This window comes from Salinivibrio sp. IB574 (assembly GCF_001996205.1).
Lineage (GTDB): Bacteria > Pseudomonadota > Gammaproteobacteria > Enterobacterales > Vibrionaceae > Salinivibrio > Salinivibrio proteolyticus.
The window spans coordinates 19,063-37,354 of the sequence record NZ_MUFN01000020.1 but is presented as its reverse complement, the minus strand read 5'-3'; the positions used below and the strand labels follow the sequence as shown (position 1 = coordinate 37,354).

Below are 18,292 nucleotides of genomic sequence, written 5' to 3'. Positions count from 1 at the left end.
ACTGCACCAACCAGTGTGATTAATGTCACATAAATGATGCAAGTCTGCTCTTTTTTACTTATTATGTTCTTTTGCAGTGTCGTGATGGCAAGACGCCAACATCGATCAAGCGTATCGAACTAAAGAGGTAAGTCACTGTGAGTAAAATCCATCAACCACGAGATACAGACGCTAGCTCAACCCCAACACGCCCTAAATTTGGCTTAACCGGTAACATTGCGTTTAACTGGGGCCAACACATCTTCTCGAATGCGTGGGAGCAAAGTGGCAATAAAGAAAACGCGCAAGACAATGATAAATTCATTTCGCCGAACCCTTATGCCTCTTGGTTTATGTATTGGCCGCTTAACCGTCGTCGTTAAGAGTGCGTCTTTGCGCCATTTCGGTGGCGCTGATCGCGATCTCGTCCACTAATCTTGTCTGCAACACCTCCAACCACTGGATATTTTCGTCATTTTTCCGCAAAAGGGGATGCATAGGTCGGCGTTAGTAATTATCCTTAGCCTCAATTTTGTGAGGGACGTTGAATATGATCATCAAACCTAAAATTCGCGGATTTATCTGTACGACCACCCATCCGATCGGCTGTGAAGCCAATGTAAAAGAACAAATTGACTACACCAAAGCGCAAGGCCCGATTGCCAATGCGCCAAAGCGTGTCTTGGTGGTAGGGGCATCCAGCGGTTATGGCTTGTCCTCACGCATTGCGGCTGCCTTCGGTGGCGGTGCGGCAACCATTGGTGTGTTCTTTGAAAAACCAGGCACCGAGAAAAAGCCTGGCACCGCTGGCTGGTACAACTCTGCCGCATTCGACAAGTTTGCCAAGCAAGAAGGCCTGTATTCCAAAAGCCTGAACGGCGATGCGTTCTCGCATGAAGCTAAGCAAAAAACCATTGATTTGATCAAACAAGATTTGGGGCAAATCGATATGGTTGTCTATTCGCTGGCCTCGCCAGTGCGCAAGCTGCCTGACAGCGGTGAGCTGGTGCGCTCATCACTCAAACCAATCGGTGAGACCTATACCTCAACCGCCGTTGACACCAACAAAGATGAAATCATCGAAGCCAGTGTCGAGCCGGCTACCGAGCAAGAAATTCAAGATACCGTCACCGTGATGGGCGGTGAAGACTGGGAGCTTTGGATTAACGCACTGAACGACGCTGGTGTATTGGCCGAAGGCTGCAAAACCGTCGCGTACAGCTATATCGGTACCGAGCTCACTTGGCCTATCTACTGGGAAGGTGCGCTGGGTAAAGCGAAAATGGACCTCGATCGCGCCGCAAAAGCACTGAACAATACGCTCTCGGCAAAAGGCGGTAGTGCCAACGTCGCCGTATTGAAAAGCGTGGTCACCCAAGCGAGCTCGGCTATTCCAGTTATGCCGCTATATATCGCCATGGTATTCAAAAAAATGCGTCAAGAGGGCGTCCATGAAGGTTGCATGGAGCAAATCCATCGCATGTTCACCCAACGCCTCTATAAAGACGATAACAGCGCCCCAGAGGTAGACAGCGAAAACCGTCTGCGTTTAGATGACTGGGAACTGCGTGACGATATTCAGCAGCACTGCCGTGACTTGTGGCCACAAATCACCACTGATAACCTCAGTGAGCTGACTGACTACAAAGAATACAAAGCTGAATTCCTAAAACTGTTTGGTTTTGGTGTTGAAGGCGTAGACTACGAGGCAGACATCAGCCCCGTGGTTGAATTTGATGTCGAAAACATCTAAAACGGTTTAAAAAACACACCAAAGAGGCCAGTCTAACGCTGGCCTCTTTTTTATTGGCTGAAAGCTGACCAAACGCACCGCGAATGTTAGTTTTGTACTTTACAAGCCAACGGGAAACCCATATTATACGCCGCGTTCCGGAGGGATGGCTGAGCGGTTGAAAGCACCGGTCTTGAAAACCGGCAAGGGTTAATAGCCCTTCTAGGGTTCAAATCCCTATCCCTCCGCCACATACCGAAAAGCCGCTGAGAAATCAGCGGCTTTTTTCGTTTTCTGCCCCGCAATCATGCAAATCCTGACATTGCCAACATTTTAGACGCCTCTGTCTAAACACCTTTCTCATGCTCTGGTAGTCTACGTCCCTTAAATATCTCCCGCACATGGTCTTTTGGATGCCGCCAACCGAAGGGCGGTAGCGTGGACGTTAAAGCAAATCCATTGGGCTTGTCGTACCTGCAAATTCCTCGTTCCCACGCTCCTGCGTGGTAACGAGTTGTGGGTCAGTTTTGAGTATTGGGGAGTGTGAATTCCTGAGCCGAGATGAAAGTATGCACACTTTCGCAGATAAGGCGATTGCTTCAAGGATTAAAAATGTGTTTAATTATAATCAGTTAGATGAAAAAAATCGCGTATAACGGTTTGGGAAAATCGAGCGCGGGCACTAATACAATGTTAGCATACTTTGATAGGCGCTCAGATGACTACGATAGTCGAACAAATTGTTAATCGTGAAATTGACTCGGTCATCGTTTACGAATCTGACCAAGTTATAGCTTTTGCGGACCATGACCCAATCAACTTTGGACACATTTTAATTTGCCCTAAGACTCAATACCGTACTTTCATTGACCTGCCTGAGTCTGTGTTTTTAGAGATCACCGACGTTGCAAGAGATTTATATAAACGTATAGAAGCTAAGTTCAATCCCGATGGTATAGGCTTTATGCAAAACAATGGAGAGGCCCCTCATTTCAACGAGCTCGACCACTACCATTTGCATATTTTTCCTAGATTCTATGGCGATCAGTACGGTTGGGTTAGTAGTGAACTTGGAATTCAAACTATGGATAAACTAAGAGAATCACTTAAAGAACTATGAGCATTGAAGAAGTATGCTAACAAAGCAATTCACGCGACAAGCGTGTGATTGCGGGCGTTAGTTTCATGGAAGATATATGAAAAATTTGGAATTGTTAGAACAAGCCTTACATAGTGGGGCAATAATTCATCAACCTCATGCGTTGAAAGCATTTTTATCAGCAAATTTCCTTGCTAAACGTTTTGGTGAAAATGACAAATTTTTTTCTCATACGTCTATTTTGATGGCTAATGATTCAGTTTTGGTACAGCCTACATATGAGGAATCTGTTCAAGCACCAGCATTACAAGACTTTCGTATTCAAAGAATACTGAATCGTGGTATTTATCCCGCAGCTTATCAAGCTACTTTTCAGTGGTATCAAAACAAAGGTTTTGATGAGATTTTTCGCCACTTTGCCACCAAAGCAGCATCTGCCAATGAATACTTATCCCACAATGTGACGATATTGCTTGCAATGAATAGTGTCTATAGGCAATTGAATGAACATCAGATCCCAGCCTTTCTTAATCGTTTTACAGAGTTCGTTACGTCTACGTTTTCAAATATAGATAACGTTAACTCGAAACCAGTGCCAGTAAAGGCCAGTCTCTCAGATGTATTATCATCTTGTATTGAGCAGTTTGGTTTCTTTGGACACAACTTGATCACTTTGGCTTGGCTATTACGTTGCAAAGATCAGTTATTAACATCGCTGTATGAAGCAATGCTGTCAAACTTATATGTTCAGGCCAATAGTCCTTTGGAAGACCCCGAAGATGAAATCGATCAAGTCATGTGGGGGCAATGCAAGGCTGAGCCGGGTATAGAGTTGTTTGAATCACGTATAAATTGCTTAATCTTTGATTACACGTCAAATTTGCATCAAATCACATTTGCTGATGCTCTATGCTTGTTACAATCTGAGTTTCCGCAATATACGGCGGATTTAAATAGAATAGCGCAATATCAATGTCTTGTTCTTAAAAAATGAAACTGACAAATCAATTCAAGGCGACCCAAGTCGTCGCACGGCTTTGGGTGATTGCCGCTTCGCGTCAGTGTATCACCAAAAAGCACCCAACAATTTGGGCGCGTGATTGGGGCGTTAAACACATTTAAGGAAGTTTCAGTGAAAAAGGTTATTCTCTTTCTATGTCAGGGCTTGGAAGAATACGAAGCAAGTGTATTCACTGATGCTCTTGGTTGGACGACAACCTATGGTTTAGAACCAATTGAACTTGTGACGGTTGGTTTACGTCCAAAGGTAAAATGCGCATGGAATTTCACGGTTGAACCTGAATTTCAAGTAAGTGAAATAGACATCGATGATTTTGATGCACTTGCTATTCCTGGCGGCATGAGTCGTTCTGGGTTTTATGAAGATGCATACGATGAAAGGTTACTTTCGTTAATCCGCGACTTTGATTCACAAGGTAAGATAATCGCTTCTGTTTGTGTCGGAGCATTACCAATTGCTAAAAGTGGTGTTCTTAATGGTCGTAATGGCACAACTTACCATTTAAGCGAAAAACGTCAGGCTCAAATGAAAGAAATGGGTGTAAACATCATCCAGCAACCCGTTGTTATCGACAAAAACATAATCACTTCAAGAAGTCCTTCAGCCGCGATGGATGTTGCTTTCACTGTTGTAGAAAAGCTCACATCAACGGCTAACTTAGATCGTATTAAAGAAGGCATGGGATTCATCGAAAAATCATGTGTTTAACAAAACAATCAAGGTGATGCATTACACTCGGTATTTTTGGTAGAGAGTCCGGTGCGCTTGGTTAGTTCAACATGGCACAACTTATTGTAGGCGTTATATTTTACGGGGGTAATATGCCAATCAAGCAGTTTGATAAGTGGATTGATAGCATCGTTTCTAAATACGAAATTGAAGCTCAATGCTGCAGTAAGTTTTCAGATGTTTTCTTAGGCTACTACTCTCCAGAATACTTAGCTAAATGCAAGTTTGTTGTAACGGATGTAATCCCGAAGCCTGACATTCCCGAACTATGCCATATTGGTTTAGGTGATTTTCTTGATATGGATTGTGGGGCAATCACCTACAAATACATGTACTTTATGAAACCCCAGCATCAAGAAAACTTAGAAATTCATATTCACGAACTCATGCACACAATTCAATGGGAGCAGCTAGGTGGAGAAGGCTTTTTGAAGCGGTACGTTCAAGAAATCAATGAACACGGCTATGACAATGCGCCATTAGAGAACATGGCATACGATCTAGGTCGTAGTTTCAAATCAGGTGGCGCTGCAGTTGATGTAGCTAACTTAGTGCGTGAAAAAATATAACAAACTGCTTAACAAAGACTCCTAACGCTTGGCGACTTAAGTCGCAATTTCAACTCTGTGTTTATGGCACAATATTTAAGTTAAGTGGCATCGCGTTGTCGCTTGTTAGCAAGGCGTAGTTGCTAGGTGAAAAATTAGGTTGTTGGAGATAATCAAGTTGGTTCAAATATACGGCGCTGAAGAGACCAAAGCGTTCTGTTGTAATTGCAAAAAGGTGACACTTCATAAGTATGAAAGCTTCTCTAAATCTAATGAAGCTACGGGAAAAGAAGTTAAGAGTTTCTTTTCTGGCTTATTTGCAGCAATAGCGAATGCGTTAATGGAAGGTGAGCATTCAGGTGATTACAAGTGCAAAGTCTGCGGTACAAACTTACATACACCAGACTACCTAGATTAAGGTTGTAGATCTCGGCAGGTGGTAAGTTTCACAACTAACAATAAAATTTAAGGGTGATTCACAACGCTAATCGCTCTCACTTCAAGCAAGTTTAGTGTTTATGGCACAATGCTTTAGGTAGGTGGTTAGCGTTGTTCACACCTTAATTTGGCGTTAGGGCGCAAGGAGTAAAATTATGATTAGTCACATAGATCATATTGTCCTTACAGTTTCCGACATAGAAAAATCAGTAGATTTTTACAAACGGGTTTTGTGCATGGATGAAGTCACTTTTGCCAACGGTCGGAAAGCTGTAACGTTTGGAAATCAGAAAATTAACTTTCAGCTTCTGGGTCAAGAACCGCGAAATATAGCCAAGGTGGGTTCAGGTGATGTTTGCTTAATTACTGATTGGTCATTGGCGTCAGTGATAGAGCATTTGGTCAAAGAAAATGTCAAGATCATTGAGGGTCCCGTAGAAAAATCAGGAGCTGTTGGTTCAATCCAATCGGTATATTTTTTGGATCTTGATAAGAATTTAATCGAAGTCAGCGTATACCAATAGGTTCTGCGCCCTAACAATAAAATTTAAGGGTGATTCACAATGTGCAGCGCTCTCACTTCAAGCAATTTTAGTGTTTATGGCACAATGCTTTAGGTAGGTGGTTAGCGTTGTTCACACCTTAGTTTGACGTTATGTTCTTGGAGGACATGGTGGAATATCAAAGGGACAGGGTAACTTTTGGCGTTTTTCAAAAACTTGTTGTAAGGCTGTATAAAGCCCTCGTATTCAAGCTTTCCAACAAAAAAGAGAAGCTAGAATGGCAGCTAATCTTGATCGCCGATTGTTTACGAATCATTGGGCTTTGTAGGTTAGCTTATCGGATGGCTTCCAAAGTGCATAATTCAACGTCTAGCGTTAAGAACAAGTTCTGGTCAACCCATACTTCGGGTATAGCTCTGCAATATTCAGATGACATGATTGGCGCTGAAAAAGCATTCTTAAAAAGCCAGGACTTTGCTTGTGAGCTTTCTTTGAGCTTTAGCTTGCAGCATTTGGGTAAATTGAACGTTGAGGTTGGCAACTATAAACTGGCAGAGCAACAGTTCATAGAAGCATTGGCAATTCGAGAAAAATTGAAACGGGCTGACTTGGTAGAGTCGACTAACAGGGCGATTCGAGGACTACAAAAGTTACGAACATAACAATACAAACTGTTTAAGAGTGATTCGCAACGCGTGTCATTCTCAGCTTAGATTGAATTTTGTGGTTAAGGTGTAATGGTTTAGGTCAGGTGTAAGCGCTGCTGACTACCAACGCGGCATTATAACAACAGGGAGATTTTCGTGAACGTAACAGTTTTAGATGACTATCAGGATGTGGTGAGAACGTTAGATTGTTTCGAATTACTATCACATCACGATGTGTCTATTTTGAACGAAACATTTCCTGAGTCGGAGTTGGTCGCTAAGCTAAAGCACACAGAGTGTCTTGTTTTAATACGAGAACGTACAGCCATTACAGAGTCACTGCTTGCACAGTTACCTAACCTTAAAGTCATCAGTCAAACAGGTAAAGTTAGCAATCATATTGATGTCCGCTTATGCGAAAAATATGGAGTAAAGGTATTTGAGGGGCGTGGCTCTCCTGTTGCTCCTTCGGAATTAGCTTGGGCACTGATTATGGCGGCAAGTCGCCACGTACCAACTTATTCAGCTAATCTCCAAAATGATAAATGGCAAAACTCTGGAGTGCTTGGTTTAGGTCGTACTCTAAAGGGCTTGAAGCTTGGTATTTGGGGCTACGGAAAAATTGGACAACGAATTGCTCAATATGCAAAAGCATTTGAAATGTCAGTGGTTGTTTGGGGGAGTGCGCAATCAAGAAATCTTGCAATTGAACACGACTTTGAGGCCGCTGCGTCAAAGGAAGCATTTTTCTCTGGTTCGGATATTGTATCACTTCACTTACGTTTGAATGAGGTAACTAGGGCGTGTGTAACAGCTCAGGACTTAAGCTTAATGAAGCCTGACTCTTTATTTGTAAATATTAGTCGCTCAGAGCTTGTCGCGACCTCTGCGTTATACAACGAACTGGTGGCGACCCCAACTAAGCGAGCTGCCGTTGATGTATTTGACAATGAACCAGCATCGCTTGATAGCGAACCTTTATTATCGTTACCTAACGTAACGGCTACCCCACATTTAGGGTATGTAGAGCAAAACAGCTATGAGCTTTACTTCAAAATAGCATTCGAGAATATTTTAGCTTTCGAGCGGGGTAAGGCATAAACATCAGCATCGAGGAAACCGTTATTATAACAATAAACTTAAGCAGCTTCTGTCAACGCATGGTGTTTCCAGTCCCATTGAACCACCGTATTACAGTTGTTGTGTTTGGGTTTGGTTGTTATGCGTTGCCAGCCCCTTAGGCTAGCCTCAGGCAAATGGAGATAGACGTGAGTTTAAGGAAAATTGAAGTCGTAGATTTTCAGTCGTCGTGGGCTGATGATTTTAATCGAGAAAAAGCGCTAATCTGTAATGCGTTAAGCAAAGAAAATGTGGTGGGAGTTCATCACATCGGTAGCACTTCAGTTGAAGGTTTATGTGCGAAACCAATTATAGATATTCTGCTTGAAGTTAAATGTCTCAGTGAGCTGGATGAGCAAAGCTACCTGATGGAATCGTTGGGTTATCTCGCTAAAGGTGAGTTTGGTATCCCGGGTAGGCGCTACTTTCAAAAAGGTGGGGTTCAACGAACTCATCAAGTCCACGCCTTTCTAACAGGTTCACATGAAGCGCAAAGACACATTGCTTTTAAAGAGTATCTTATTGCTTTTCCTGAAGTAGCCGATGAGTATGGTGTGTTAAAGAAAACGGGTGCAGCAATCTGCAACAATGACATAGATGTATATTGCCGCCATAAAGATAGCTTTATTAAAGAGCATGAGGCTAAGGCTCTCACGTGGAAGTTTGCGTAACACATATGAGGCCTTCTCCGGTCAATAGGCAATAGCATTTTTTTGCATGCGCCAGCAGCCAATGCTCTCGAACAGCAAAGTCGTCTACTTCGTTCTGTCCTTTCCGCCATTAAGTCATTGCTTACGGCAAACACATATAGAAGGTCTCTTACTGCCGTCTATCGCGACAAAGGTCACTCACCCAATACCAGCAATGCATACACTCGACGCCGACAACAATGTGGTCTTGAAAGGGCGCAAGAATGTCTAAGAGTGCGTCAGGGTTGGTGTCAACTTTCTTATTAACCACGGTGTTACCCGCAGAATCAATGATACAGACGTAAAGAATGCGCGCATGCAGATCGATGTCGCAGTAATAAACGTGCTGTGGATTATAAAATGTCATCGAGTCTTCTCCTTTTTATATACGATCTATCTTTACTTGGTGTTACTGAGAACATTTTCACTTTTGATAATCAAAAAGGCCATGAAATCGTCTTTGTTTACGAGGCAAAGCTTGAAGATGAGGATCTATATCACAAGCAAGAAATAATAGGTGTGGAAACTAACGGTGAAAGTTTTGTAGTTAAATGGTTTTCAGAAGATGAAATCAAAAGCAATAGAGTACCATTTTACCCCAATGGTATTGCGGGGCTACTTTAATATGTTTGACAAACAGCAGCATCGGACTGGCAAACCTATCACTCAAATTGCTGCGCAATTACGTCCCAGCTCTGCCATTCGCTGTGCTGGGCGTTAGGCAAAGAGGCTCAGATGTACGATACAGTGATTTTTGATTACGGAAATACCTTGTGTGAAATGGGTAGCCTTTCAGGCTCGTTGAAAGCTGTTCTTAAATCGCAGTATGCTGAGAAAATTGGTGATTTGATAGAGCGAAGTATTCAAGAGCTGTATATACCCGAACAAGTGGAGCAACCAAATTGGATTGATGTATGGCAAAAGGCATTTAATGAGTACAAGCTAGAATTTGACCAATCAATTGGTTTGAAACATTTGAATCACTTTGTAGATAGCGGTCGTCTTTATCAATATTCAATCCCGCTACTTGAAACCCTTTATGACCAGGGAACAAAACTCATATTACTGTCTAATGTAACGGGTAGTACAGAAGTGTTTCAACGTGACTTAATGAACCGAGGACTAGCCAAATATTTCGATAGTATAATCTGGTCTTCAGAAATTGGCTATAGGAAACCCAGCCGTCAGGCTTTTGAAATTGCATTAGAAAGTGTTGGAAGTTTGGCGAAAAATAGCATTATGGTTGGGGATAATGAAATTGCAGATATTCGTGGAGCTCAACTAGTAGGTATTTCTACAGTGCTTATCTCAGATATTAAAAACACAGAAAGCAGAGCAAGTCACGTGGTTAATCAAGCCAATGCTCTGGAGCACTTAATTCGCCTAACACATATGAGGCCTTCTTCGGTCAATAGGCAATAACGTTTTTTTGGCTACGCCAGCAACCAATGCTCTCGAACAACAAAGTCGTCTACTTCGTTCTGTCCTTTCCGCCATTAAGTCATTGCTTACGGCAAACACATATAGAAGGTCTCTTACTGCGGTCTCACCGCTGCCTGCCAATCCTGTGACAGGGCCATTAGACATTATTCGGTTAACCCAAGCAGGCGCTATTCAAAAAGAAGGCTAAACGTTTGTTTTCCAGTTATCTTCAGGCTCAGTTTGGGTGTAAGCAACGTTGTTGTTCGTTGAAGCGGTTGCGAACCTCCTCTCTGGCGCAGGGATAGCGCAGTTGGAGGTTAGGTGCAGGATGATTGTACTGACTAAAGGTGTTGGAGACATGGGCTTTCAAATCAGCGCCGTGACGCATGATTTTGGTTCGGCGGCGAAGCAAATCGCGAGTGGCCCTCATCGCTTTTGGATAGACATAAGCCAGCGGAAAGTTACCACCCCTGAGAAGAGAAGCAATCTTATAGGAATCAATGCGGTCGTTCTTGGTTTTGCCGCCGTGAATTAATTGAGCGTTATACGATTAAGGAGAAAAATGAAGCCGGATTTACGCGGAAGTAGAATCATATTGAGGTCTATTCAATCTAAGGATTGCAACGATCTGTTTGAGATTTATAGTGATAATCAAACAATGGAATTTGCCTCAGATCCAGTTTTTACATCGAAAGATATGATAGTTCAGATGCTAGAAAGTGTCGTCCGACTAGAGAAATCGGGTGAATCTTTGGAATGGGCGGTAATGGAGAAAGCGACAAATAAAGTTATTGGAACCTGTGGCTTACATAGCTTTAGTGATAACGGTGACGCCTGTGAGGTCGGATGCTTACTGAATTCATCGTACTGGCGACAGGGGTATATGTCGGAAGCTCTTTTTTTATTATTTTCTCATACTAAATCATTGGGGGTTGAAAAACTGTTTGCAGATATTGATGAGGGTAACTTTCGGTCTCAAGCTTTGTTTAGCAAGCTAGGTTTCAAAGCTAAAAATGGTAAGTTTCAGCGCTTTCTTTGAGGCATTTTATAACAAACGAGTATGTCTTCAATCACTAAATTTAGCGAGAATTTTTCCGTGGTTTTTAATGGTTAACGTGGTCTGATAAAAGTTCATTCATGCGGCACTCACCCTTTAAGGCATTGTTAGAAATTCATTGATAGATGGAGTCAGAATAAGGATGACAAAACGTTACCCACCGATTGAGCCGTTTAATTCGGGTATGTTAGAAGTTAGTGATGGTCACAGCATTTATTGGGAAGAGGTTGGCCATCCTGAGGGAACTCCAGCTATTTATCTTCATGGTGGGCCCGGAAGTGGTTGTGGTCCTGGTGCAAGGCGTAATTTTGATCCCGAAGCCTATCGTGCCATTCTATTTGATCAGCGAGGTTGTGGTCGTAGCCTTCCGCTCATGTCTGAGCCTGATGCTGATTTGAGTACAAACACGACCGATCACCTGATTGCTGATATCGAAGCCCTTCGTGAGCACCTTAATATTGATAATTGGGTTGTTGTGGGTGGATCCTGGGGGGTGACACTCGGTCTTGTATACGCTCAGCGATATCCAGAGCGAGTCAGAGCGATGGTGCTTGGGGCCGTAACGACTGGAACACGACGTGAAATCGATTGGATCACGCGGGACATGGGTAGAGTCTTTCCTCGTGAGTGGGAGCGTTTTTGTGCGCTAGTACCTGAAGCAAAGCAAAGTGGCGATATAACTGCTGCCTATGCACGACTCTTGGCCGACCCAGATCCAAAAATACGCGAACAGGCTGCACTCGAATGGTGTCGTTGGGAGGACATCCATGTTTCACTTATGCCAGATTGGAAGCCCGACCCTCGTTACAGAGAACCAGAGTTTAGCCTTATCTTTTCTCGTGCTGTAACGCACTACTGGAGCCATGATTGTTTTTTAAAAGATGGTGAGTTGATGGCGGGTATCAACCGTATCGGAGATATTCCGGCTGTCCTAATCCACGGTCGATGGGATATTTCTGGGCCGCTAGATATTGCTTTGGCGCTACATCGTGCGTGGCCGAAGAGTGAGTTATGTATCTTGGAAGAAGCTGGTCATGGTGGGATTGGTTTTCCTGAAGCGATGACGGCTGCACTGGATAAGTTTCGTAAATAGACATTCATTGTCTATCTTGGTGACACCAAGCTATCGCCAGCGTGGTGTCGGCAAAGCACTGATTTCAAGGTGGGTTAAAGAGGTTGAAAAGAGGGGACGTGTCGCCAGATATCGTGCCAACCGGGAAAATATTGCCTCCCGACGCCTTTGCGAGTCGTTAGGCTTTGTTGCTCACAGTCATATTCAAATACTGGCAAAACTATGAGTAGCGGCAACGACCCAATACGCATTGGTGGGGTTATCGCAATATGATGAGTGGGAGAGGCGTTTGTGGCTGATATTCATGGAGATTAAATGTTGTCTTTAGAACCCTCCATTGAGATTGTTGATGACTCATTTTTTAAGGGCGTTTTTGAGTATGATTAATTGGCTACGGGCTTTACTCGTGTTTGGGGCTTTGGCTGTCTCTTTTTCATCGATGGCGCAGTCGCTGCCAGAAGGAGCGGTCCAAGCAGGGTCACTAGCTAATCAAAAATTGATCCAAGATGCCATGGCAGGGGTGCTGGTTACGGTGGCATCTCAAGGCTGTGAGAAGCCAGAGGAGTTTGTGCCTTATGTGCGAGAAATGCCGTCAGGCGAGGTAGGCACAAGGGTGTGGCGGGAGCTATGGATTGTCGAAGGCTGTGGTGACAGCTATCCGATAAAACTTCGCTTTCAGGAGGCGGGAGCTGGCGCCGCGAATTGGATGATTGAATAAACCGCACTGAAAATAATAAACGCCGACAATTGTGTCGCATTAATAATGAGGAAAGTATGTTTACATTGGATGTTAATCGTGACCTARAACTGGAACTTATCAATACACGCTTTGCGCCGATTTATCTGGATATCGTTACCCGCGATCAGGAGTATTTAAGCCAATGGTTAGTGTGGCCACCGCATGCCCATGATGAAGCGTTCTTTTTGAGCTTTATTAAAAAATCCCTTCACGATTATGCAGAAGGTAAATCATTGGTATGTGGCATTATTTATCAGGGTCAATTGGCAGGCAGTGTGAGTTACAACACTATCAATCAGTCGCTTAAAAAGGTGGAAATTGGCTATTGGCTGAGCTCTTTGCACCAAGGGAAAGGGATTGTGAGTCAAGCCGTGGCTAAGCTCATTGAGCTGGCGTTTACCCAGTTTGGTATGGAAAAAGTACAGATATCGGCGGCAACGGAAAACACGCCAAGCCGAAAGGTCTGTGAGCGTTTAGGGTTCACACTCGAAGGCGTAATACGTCGTGCTGAAAATTTAAACGGACGCATTGTCGACCATGCCATTTATGGTTTAGATCGCGCTACCTGGCAAATCGCGGATTAGGTAGAAAAATCAAGGATGCTCATGAATACAGAACAACAGGCATTTTTAAACGCCTACCTTGCCACCTTAAGTGAAGCAGAACGTCAGGCTGTGCCTGGAACAATTGCTGAGTACTTTTGCGCGGATGAATACAATGCTAACGAATGCGCCCGTTTGATTGATCAAGGCATAAAACGCGCATCGTGCAGCTTAAAAGCTTGCTACGAGATCGAAAACGAACCTTACCCGCAAGTCGGACGTTTAACCGTGGTGCTTAACTGGGCGCAGCAGCCGGTTTGTATTATTAAAGTGACTGAAGTGAGCGAGTGTCCGTTTGATCAAGTGACTGCTGAATTTGCCGCTGCGGAAGGTGAAGGCGATAAGAGCTATGCGTGGTGGCGGCAGGCACATCTGGCATTTTTTGAGCAAGAGGGGCAGGCACTTGGCGTGCCGTTTACAACTCAATCCCCTTTGGTATTAGAGCGTTTTAAGAAAGTCTATCCGCTTGATCACCATGAAACTGAGCAGGGAAGCGCATGATAAAACAAGTCGGTCAAACATCCATCCAACCCGAACACTTGGCCCGCTGTCACTGCGGGACGGTTGTGCTCAGCGAACAACCACTAGACATGTTCTTTAAGTTGTACATGTCTGGTTTGTTGCTCTATACTTCGATGGTGTACGAATAGGAGCAATCCGATGAAAATCATTTCGTTTACTGAAGCGAGAAATGGCCTCAAAACGGTATTAGATGGGGTGGTTAATGACGCTGATACCGCTATCATTACCCGACGTGATGCGGAAGACGCGGTGGTGATGTCGCTCGATTACTACAACAGCCTTATGGAAACCGTTCATCTGTTGCGCTCACCCGCCAATGCTGAGCACCTAAATCGGTCTATTACTCAGTACAAGATGGGGAAAGCGATGGAGCACGCGTTAGTCGATAGCGATGAGTAGTCGCTTACTTTGCTGGACGGATGATGCGTGGAGTGACTACGTGTACTGGCAAAGCCAGGATAGAAAAACACTCAAGCGAATCAACAAGCTCATCCTCGATGTAAAACGAACGCCATTCGAGGGCATAGGTAAGCCCGAAGCACTAAAAGAAAACCTGACCGGCTTTTGGTCGCGGCGTATTGATGATACCAATCGGCTGGTTTACGCCGTGGATGATACGTCTATTACGATCCTATCTTGCCGATATCACTATTAGTCACCTAGCGCCTGCGGTGCATAATGGCACAATGAAGGCGCGAGGCGTCATGCCCACCACCCTCAATAAAAACCACTCCTTATAACGCCTCTGGATAAAATCACCGTCGCCACTGAATAATGGCGATGGGTGAGGTCAGTGCACTGACCGAAAAAGCTGCCAGCAGGGTTAAGCGTAGTAAGCACGTGTATAAATAGTTAACAAGGGGCGCGTAAAATGTTCATTGTTGTAGGTCACGTTTGCGTTTAGTCCTGCTCGCCCTGTTGATAAAAATAGACATAATAAGCGCCGCAGTGGAATGAGCCCTGTAAAGTGTGAGTCAATAACGCATCTTAGTATGGAAATAAAAATGAGAAAGTCAGTGGTAATAAAGCAAACGCCAACCCATTTATGTGTGAATGATGATTGTTATTCAATGCGCAATATTGTTGACGCCAGCGTTGAAGAACTTACATGGAAAGATCACCTGCTGAGGATGTTAGGGTTAGGGATACTAACCGCGAGCATTTTATTTTTTATGTTAGTGGGTGAACTGCCCTACGCGGAGTATTTACCTGCCGTGGGGTTTGTTGCAGGCGCGTTGTTAGCTTTGCTGACCAGCGCAAAATACGTGCTTCGTATTGAGTATAACCATCAAGACGATACGGGCGTACAGTGGCTGGCAATAGCCAAAAGTGGAAAGAAAACGGATAAATTGCTTTTTGAGCAGTACGTCGCGCAATTAAAGCAGTTGTTGGTCTCGTAGCAACGCTATTGATAGGGCGGATATACAAAGGGCCTGAGATTTAACAGGCCCTTTGTGGTGACTGAACACGTTATTTTTTGATCGGACGCGGCCGGCCGCTTTCATCAATGGCAACATAGTTAAATACGGCATCGCTCACCTTATAGCGTTCGCCGACACCGTCATGCTTAACCGGTTTTACCCATACTTCGAGCGCGACACTCATCGAGGTATTACCAATGCGACTGCATGTACCATAGCAGCAGACTACATCACCCACGCTAACGGGCGCTTTGAAGGTGATTTCGTTCACTGAAACAGTCACGACACGTCCGCCAGAGATTTCTTTGGCGAGGATCGCGCCGGCTAAATCGAGCTGGGACATGATCCAGCCGCCAAAGATATCGCCATTGGCGTTAGTATCGGCTGGCATCGCAAGTGTACGCAGCAACAGTTGGCCGCGTGGGCAGTTGTTTTTATTGTCAGACATGGCTCTCTTCACATCTTATTCAAAAGGGGCTGGCCCCTTTTTTTCAGGATAAGATTAGAATTGTGACCTCTGACACAGCATTTGGGCAAGTTTTTATTGGTCCGAGTTGCTCTCTTTGGGCATATGGCGGTAGATGTAGATACCTGTCGCGATGAGATATAAGAACGTTAAGATCATGGTGCCAAACACTTTAAAGTTCACCCAAACATCAAGCGGCATGCTGTATGCGACGTAAATATTGACCCCGGCTAATACCGAGAAAAAACTCACCCACGCCCAGTTAATGGTGCGCCATACGCGATCGGGTAAGTCCAGTTCTTTGCTGAGCATGTTTTTGATTAAGGGTTTACCCATCAGCTCAGAGGCTACCAAGCCCACCGCAAACAACACATAGACGATGGTCACTTTCCATTTAATGAAGTTGTCGTCATGGAAGAAGAGTGTCATTCCCCCAAACACCGCCACTAAAGCCGCAGTGACAATCTGCATTTTCTCCACTTTTCTATAAAGCGCCCACACTAAGGCGACTTGGATTAGGGTCGCGATGATCAATGCGCCTGTGGCGACATAAATATCGTAAAACTTATACAGCGCGAAGAAGATAATGAGTGGAATAAAATCAATCAGTTGTTTCATAAAACGACACGATGCCTTGTGGGCGGATTGAATAAATGTATTGGCAGTGTAACCAATTGCGGCGAGTGGAGGAAATACGAAATGGCTCGAAAAGGGGGAAGAGAAGATACCGCTCAGCACATAATACGTCATGTACTGAGCGGTGTGCGGTTAGATCCAGTCCCAACCGAAGACCAAGATCATTAAGATAGGGCAAATCACCCGCACATAACCCGGCCAGATTTTCCAAAACCAGGTTTCGCCAAGTTCAGGGCTACCTTGCACCAGCTCTTTCAAGATTTCGTTACGGTGCCACAACCAACCGGCGACCAAGGCAAATAGCAGGCCGAGAATAGGCTGTGCGTATTCGGTCGTCACGGTAACCACCAAGCCGAACAGATCGCCAAAGTTATACACAATGGTGGCAGAGGCTAGGGTGATCAAACCACCAATCCACCAAACGGCTTTCTCGCGAGACTGACGCAGTTCTTCGGTTGCACAAGCTACGGGCACTTCAAGCATTGAAATGGCCGATGTGAGAGCCGCAATGACCATCAGTAAGAAGAAAGCGAAGCCGATAAACAAGCCAGCACTGCCCATGGTATCGAACATGGCAGGCAAGACGCTGAACACCAGCGTATCGCTGCTGAGTAGATCCCCGCTTTCACTGTAAATCGCCACTCCGTTATGCTGAGCAACGAACATCGCTGGCATAATCAATAGTCCGGCAATAAAGGCGATACCGGTATCGAGCAGTGCCACTTGGGCGGCAGTTTTGGGAATACTGGCTGACTTTGATAAGTAAGAGCCATAGACCATCATTACGCACACACCGAGGGAGAGCGAGAAGAAAGCCTGCCCCATTGCACTTACCACCAGACTTGGCGAGAGATGAGAAGGATCGGGGATCAGGTACATTTTTAACCCCTCAATCGCGCCAGGTTGGAACAAGATGTACACCACCATCACTACGAAGAGTAAAAACAGTACTGGCATTAAGCGAGACGACCAACGCTCGATCCCGTTAGCAATGCCGTTACGAACCACCAAAATGGTCGGTACCATAAAGCACAGCATGAGGGCGAGGTTACGGGTTTCGCTGAATGACTCTAACCAGTTCGCCGCATTAACAAAACCCAGCGCGGTGAGCAGTGGTGACACCATAAAGCCGACCAGCCAACCGGCGACAATGGCATAGAAGCTAAGGATACCAGTTGCTCCGAGCATACCGACTAAGCCGAGCAAGCGACCCAACCACTTTTGTCCACCTGCCACTGAGGATAAAGACCGAACCGGGTTAGCATTGCCGTAGCGTCCAATAGTGAGTTCTGCTATTAAAAGGGGATACGCTAGGACAAAAACCATGATCAAATAAATGAACAGAAAAACAGCGCCGCCGTTTGAAGCTGTTTGAGTCGGGAACCCCCAAATATTGCCCAGCCCAATCGCTGAGCCGGCTGCCGCCAAGATAAACCCTAATCGGGATGAAAATTGTGCGCGTTGTGTGTTTGCCATATCTACTCGTCAGTTTATGCGACATACCCGTCTGACTCTACGCGAATGCGTCCAGCTGCTTGGGTATAGATGATTGATACTGCTCATAATGCCCATCGCTGATGCGTGAGCGACACCTTATGGTGTGTAAAGTTATAATTACAGAGTGAAGCTAGTGATTCGTTCCTCTAAGGCTCGTAAGTAAAACAGTTTATGCGTAAAATTTGAAGATCTTGCCGTATGTAATACCCCCAAACGAGCCAACTTCCCGATATTCTTTCCGCGTCTGCTTACTTATTCACCGATAGCGAGTGCGATTCACTGTCTATAGTCAGTACCACAGTGGCTTTCTCTGTCGCAATTATTGATTTAACACAATGTTAACAAGGTGATGGT

Annotated in this window: 24 protein-coding genes, 1 tRNA gene and 2 pseudogenes; 22 read left to right on the top strand and 5 right to left on the bottom strand. The window is 44.7% G+C overall.

All coding sequences use genetic code 11. The features are described 5' to 3' along the window. The first annotated feature begins 137 nt into the window (after window positions 1-137). The 12 genes from BZJ17_RS11150 (at window position 138) to BZJ17_RS11095 (ending at window position 8,486) form a co-directional block, all read left to right on the top strand. Window positions 138-362 carry a hypothetical protein gene (locus BZJ17_RS11150; protein WP_077640765.1) on the top strand — a complete coding sequence of 75 codons (225 nt, stop codon included), beginning with the start codon at window positions 138-140 and terminating at the stop codon, window positions 360-362. Window positions 363-529: 167 nt separating this feature from the next. Next, on the top strand, window positions 530-1,732 hold the full coding sequence (fabV, locus tag BZJ17_RS11145; RefSeq protein ID WP_077455154.1) for an enoyl-ACP reductase FabV: 1,203 nt from the start codon (window positions 530-532) through the stop codon (window positions 1,730-1,732). A gap of 139 nt (window positions 1,733-1,871) precedes the next feature. Beyond that, window positions 1,872-1,962, top strand: a tRNA-Ser gene (locus tag BZJ17_RS11140). Window positions 1,963-2,429: 467 nt separating this feature from the next. Continuing rightward, the gene (locus tag BZJ17_RS11135) at window positions 2,430-2,831 is read left to right on the top strand and encodes an HIT family protein (RefSeq protein WP_077640764.1); all 402 of its coding nucleotides are present in this window, start codon (window positions 2,430-2,432) and stop codon (window positions 2,829-2,831) included. A gap of 76 nt (window positions 2,832-2,907) precedes the next feature. Further along, on the top strand, window positions 2,908-3,804 hold the full coding sequence (locus BZJ17_RS11130; protein WP_077640763.1) for a hypothetical protein: 897 nt from the start codon (window positions 2,908-2,910) through the stop codon (window positions 3,802-3,804). A gap of 138 nt (window positions 3,805-3,942) precedes the next feature. Then, window positions 3,943-4,539: a DJ-1/PfpI family protein gene (locus BZJ17_RS11125; RefSeq protein WP_077640762.1), complete on the top strand. Its 597-nt coding sequence runs from the start codon at window positions 3,943-3,945 to the stop codon at window positions 4,537-4,539. Window positions 4,540-4,610: 71 nt separating this feature from the next. Next, window positions 4,611-5,129, top strand: a complete 519-nt coding sequence (locus BZJ17_RS11120) for a hypothetical protein (RefSeq protein ID WP_077640761.1) — start codon at window positions 4,611-4,613, stop codon at window positions 5,127-5,129. Between the two features lie 157 nt (window positions 5,130-5,286). Then, window positions 5,287-5,526, top strand: coding sequence for a hypothetical protein (locus BZJ17_RS17470; protein WP_077640775.1), 240 nt, complete (start codon window positions 5,287-5,289; stop codon window positions 5,524-5,526). A 175-nt stretch (window positions 5,527-5,701) separates the two neighbouring features. Beyond that, complete coding sequence (locus BZJ17_RS11110) at window positions 5,702-6,070, top strand: VOC family protein (RefSeq protein ID WP_077640760.1); 369 nt, start codon at window positions 5,702-5,704, stop codon at window positions 6,068-6,070. A 131-nt stretch (window positions 6,071-6,201) separates the two neighbouring features. After that, on the top strand, window positions 6,202-6,711 hold the full coding sequence (locus BZJ17_RS11105) for a hypothetical protein (protein ID WP_077640759.1): 510 nt from the start codon (window positions 6,202-6,204) through the stop codon (window positions 6,709-6,711). A gap of 141 nt (window positions 6,712-6,852) precedes the next feature. Next, window positions 6,853-7,797, top strand: coding sequence for a D-2-hydroxyacid dehydrogenase family protein (locus BZJ17_RS11100; RefSeq protein ID WP_077640758.1), 945 nt, complete (start codon window positions 6,853-6,855; stop codon window positions 7,795-7,797). A 167-nt stretch (window positions 7,798-7,964) separates the two neighbouring features. After that, window positions 7,965-8,486 carry a GrpB family protein gene (locus BZJ17_RS11095; RefSeq protein ID WP_077640757.1) on the top strand — a complete coding sequence of 174 codons (522 nt, stop codon included), beginning with the start codon at window positions 7,965-7,967 and terminating at the stop codon, window positions 8,484-8,486. Window positions 8,487-8,652: 166 nt separating this feature from the next. Here BZJ17_RS11095 and BZJ17_RS11090 read toward each other — a convergent pair. Beyond that, window positions 8,653-8,871, bottom strand: a pseudogene (locus tag BZJ17_RS11090) (IS110 family transposase); the annotation flags it as partial. Here BZJ17_RS11090 and BZJ17_RS11085 point away from each other — a divergent pair. Both BZJ17_RS11085 and BZJ17_RS11080 read left to right on the top strand, forming a co-directional pair. Continuing rightward, window positions 8,865-9,128 carry a hypothetical protein gene (locus BZJ17_RS11085; protein ID WP_077640756.1) on the top strand — a complete coding sequence of 88 codons (264 nt, stop codon included), beginning with the start codon at window positions 8,865-8,867 and terminating at the stop codon, window positions 9,126-9,128. The pseudogene BZJ17_RS11090 and the gene BZJ17_RS11085 overlap by 7 nt on opposite strands. Before the next feature lie 111 nt (window positions 9,129-9,239). Continuing rightward, window positions 9,240-9,926 (top strand): HAD family hydrolase, encoded by a 687-nt coding sequence (locus BZJ17_RS11080; protein ID WP_077640755.1) that lies wholly within the window; start codon window positions 9,240-9,242, stop codon window positions 9,924-9,926. A 262-nt stretch (window positions 9,927-10,188) separates the two neighbouring features. Here the strand turns inward: BZJ17_RS11080 and BZJ17_RS11075 are convergent. Continuing rightward, window positions 10,189-10,458: pseudogene (locus BZJ17_RS11075) on the bottom strand (transposase); the annotation flags it as partial. 30 nt (window positions 10,459-10,488) lie between these two features. Here BZJ17_RS11075 and BZJ17_RS11070 point away from each other — a divergent pair. The 8 genes from BZJ17_RS11070 to BZJ17_RS11030 all read left to right on the top strand — a co-directional run bounded on the left by BZJ17_RS11070 (window position 10,489) and on the right by BZJ17_RS11030 (window position 15,318). Further along, window positions 10,489-10,965 (top strand): GNAT family N-acetyltransferase, encoded by a 477-nt coding sequence (locus tag BZJ17_RS11070; RefSeq protein ID WP_077640754.1) that lies wholly within the window; start codon window positions 10,489-10,491, stop codon window positions 10,963-10,965. A gap of 160 nt (window positions 10,966-11,125) precedes the next feature. After that, window positions 11,126-12,076: a prolyl aminopeptidase gene (gene pip / locus BZJ17_RS11065; RefSeq protein ID WP_077640753.1), complete on the top strand. Its 951-nt coding sequence runs from the start codon at window positions 11,126-11,128 to the stop codon at window positions 12,074-12,076. Window positions 12,077-12,434: 358 nt separating this feature from the next. Next, on the top strand, window positions 12,435-12,773 hold the full coding sequence (locus BZJ17_RS11055) for a hypothetical protein (protein ID WP_077640751.1): 339 nt from the start codon (window positions 12,435-12,437) through the stop codon (window positions 12,771-12,773). Between the two features lie 56 nt (window positions 12,774-12,829). Next, window positions 12,830-13,378: a GNAT family protein gene (locus BZJ17_RS11050; protein ID WP_077640750.1), complete on the top strand. Its 549-nt coding sequence runs from the start codon at window positions 12,830-12,832 to the stop codon at window positions 13,376-13,378. Window positions 13,379-13,399: 21 nt separating this feature from the next. Beyond that, a complete protein-coding gene (locus BZJ17_RS11045; protein WP_077640749.1) occupies window positions 13,400-13,897 on the top strand; it encodes an ASCH domain-containing protein in 498 nt (165 codons plus the stop codon). A 159-nt stretch (window positions 13,898-14,056) separates the two neighbouring features. Beyond that, on the top strand, window positions 14,057-14,317 hold the full coding sequence (locus tag BZJ17_RS11040) for a type II toxin-antitoxin system prevent-host-death family antitoxin (protein WP_077458462.1): 261 nt from the start codon (window positions 14,057-14,059) through the stop codon (window positions 14,315-14,317). Then, complete coding sequence (locus tag BZJ17_RS11035; protein WP_077640748.1) at window positions 14,310-14,573, top strand: Txe/YoeB family addiction module toxin; 264 nt, start codon at window positions 14,310-14,312, stop codon at window positions 14,571-14,573. The genes BZJ17_RS11040 and BZJ17_RS11035 overlap by 8 nt, the downstream gene beginning before the upstream one ends. Window positions 14,574-14,922: 349 nt before the next feature. Beyond that, the gene (locus BZJ17_RS11030; protein WP_131826806.1) at window positions 14,923-15,318 is read left to right on the top strand and encodes a DUF6232 family protein; all 396 of its coding nucleotides are present in this window, start codon (window positions 14,923-14,925) and stop codon (window positions 15,316-15,318) included. Window positions 15,319-15,388: 70 nt separating this feature from the next. On the opposite strand, the gene yciA is transcribed toward BZJ17_RS11030, so the two are convergent. The 3 genes from yciA to BZJ17_RS11015 all read right to left on the bottom strand — a co-directional run bounded on the left by yciA (window position 15,389) and on the right by BZJ17_RS11015 (window position 17,917). Further along, the gene (gene yciA, locus BZJ17_RS11025; protein WP_069590096.1) at window positions 15,389-15,787 is read right to left on the bottom strand and encodes an acyl-CoA thioester hydrolase YciA; all 399 of its coding nucleotides are present in this window, start codon (window positions 15,785-15,787) and stop codon (window positions 15,389-15,391) included. Between the two features lie 93 nt (window positions 15,788-15,880). After that, window positions 15,881-16,423 (bottom strand): septation protein A, encoded by a 543-nt coding sequence (locus BZJ17_RS11020; RefSeq protein WP_077640746.1) that lies wholly within the window; start codon window positions 16,421-16,423, stop codon window positions 15,881-15,883. Window positions 16,424-16,573: 150 nt separating this feature from the next. After that, on the bottom strand, window positions 16,574-17,917 hold the full coding sequence (locus BZJ17_RS11015) for a sodium-dependent transporter (protein ID WP_069590100.1): 1,344 nt from the start codon (window positions 17,915-17,917) through the stop codon (window positions 16,574-16,576). Window positions 17,918-18,292 lie beyond the last annotated feature (375 nt).

Coding starts and splice junctions, on each gene's coding strand:
- fabV (WP_077455154.1), top strand. CDS start 530: ATGATCATCAAACCTAAAATTCGCGGATTTATCTGTACGACCACCCAT.
- BZJ17_RS11135 (WP_077640764.1), top strand. CDS start 2,430: ATGACTACGATAGTCGAACAAATTGTTAATCGTGAAATTGACTCGGTC.
- BZJ17_RS11130 (WP_077640763.1), top strand. CDS start 2,908: ATGAAAAATTTGGAATTGTTAGAACAAGCCTTACATAGTGGGGCAATA.
- BZJ17_RS11120 (WP_077640761.1), top strand. CDS start 4,611: ATGGCACAACTTATTGTAGGCGTTATATTTTACGGGGGTAATATGCCA.
- BZJ17_RS11110 (WP_077640760.1), top strand. CDS start 5,702: ATGATTAGTCACATAGATCATATTGTCCTTACAGTTTCCGACATAGAA.
- BZJ17_RS11105 (WP_077640759.1), top strand. CDS start 6,202: ATGTTCTTGGAGGACATGGTGGAATATCAAAGGGACAGGGTAACTTTT.
- BZJ17_RS11085 (WP_077640756.1), top strand. CDS start 8,865: ATGTCATCGAGTCTTCTCCTTTTTATATACGATCTATCTTTACTTGGT.
- BZJ17_RS11080 (WP_077640755.1), top strand. CDS start 9,240: ATGTACGATACAGTGATTTTTGATTACGGAAATACCTTGTGTGAAATG.
- BZJ17_RS11070 (WP_077640754.1), top strand. CDS start 10,489: ATGAAGCCGGATTTACGCGGAAGTAGAATCATATTGAGGTCTATTCAA.
- pip (WP_077640753.1), top strand. CDS start 11,126: ATGACAAAACGTTACCCACCGATTGAGCCGTTTAATTCGGGTATGTTA.
- BZJ17_RS11055 (WP_077640751.1), top strand. CDS start 12,435: ATGATTAATTGGCTACGGGCTTTACTCGTGTTTGGGGCTTTGGCTGTC.
- BZJ17_RS11045 (WP_077640749.1), top strand. CDS start 13,400: ATGAATACAGAACAACAGGCATTTTTAAACGCCTACCTTGCCACCTTA.
- BZJ17_RS11040 (WP_077458462.1), top strand. CDS start 14,057: ATGAAAATCATTTCGTTTACTGAAGCGAGAAATGGCCTCAAAACGGTA.
- BZJ17_RS11035 (WP_077640748.1), top strand. CDS start 14,310: ATGAGTAGTCGCTTACTTTGCTGGACGGATGATGCGTGGAGTGACTAC.
- BZJ17_RS11030 (WP_131826806.1), top strand. CDS start 14,923: ATGAGAAAGTCAGTGGTAATAAAGCAAACGCCAACCCATTTATGTGTG.
- yciA (WP_069590096.1), bottom strand. CDS start 15,787: ATGTCTGACAATAAAAACAACTGCCCACGCGGCCAACTGTTGCTGCGT.
- BZJ17_RS11020 (WP_077640746.1), bottom strand. CDS start 16,423: ATGAAACAACTGATTGATTTTATTCCACTCATTATCTTCTTCGCGCTG.
- BZJ17_RS11015 (WP_069590100.1), bottom strand. CDS start 17,917: ATGGCAAACACACAACGCGCACAATTTTCATCCCGATTAGGGTTTATC.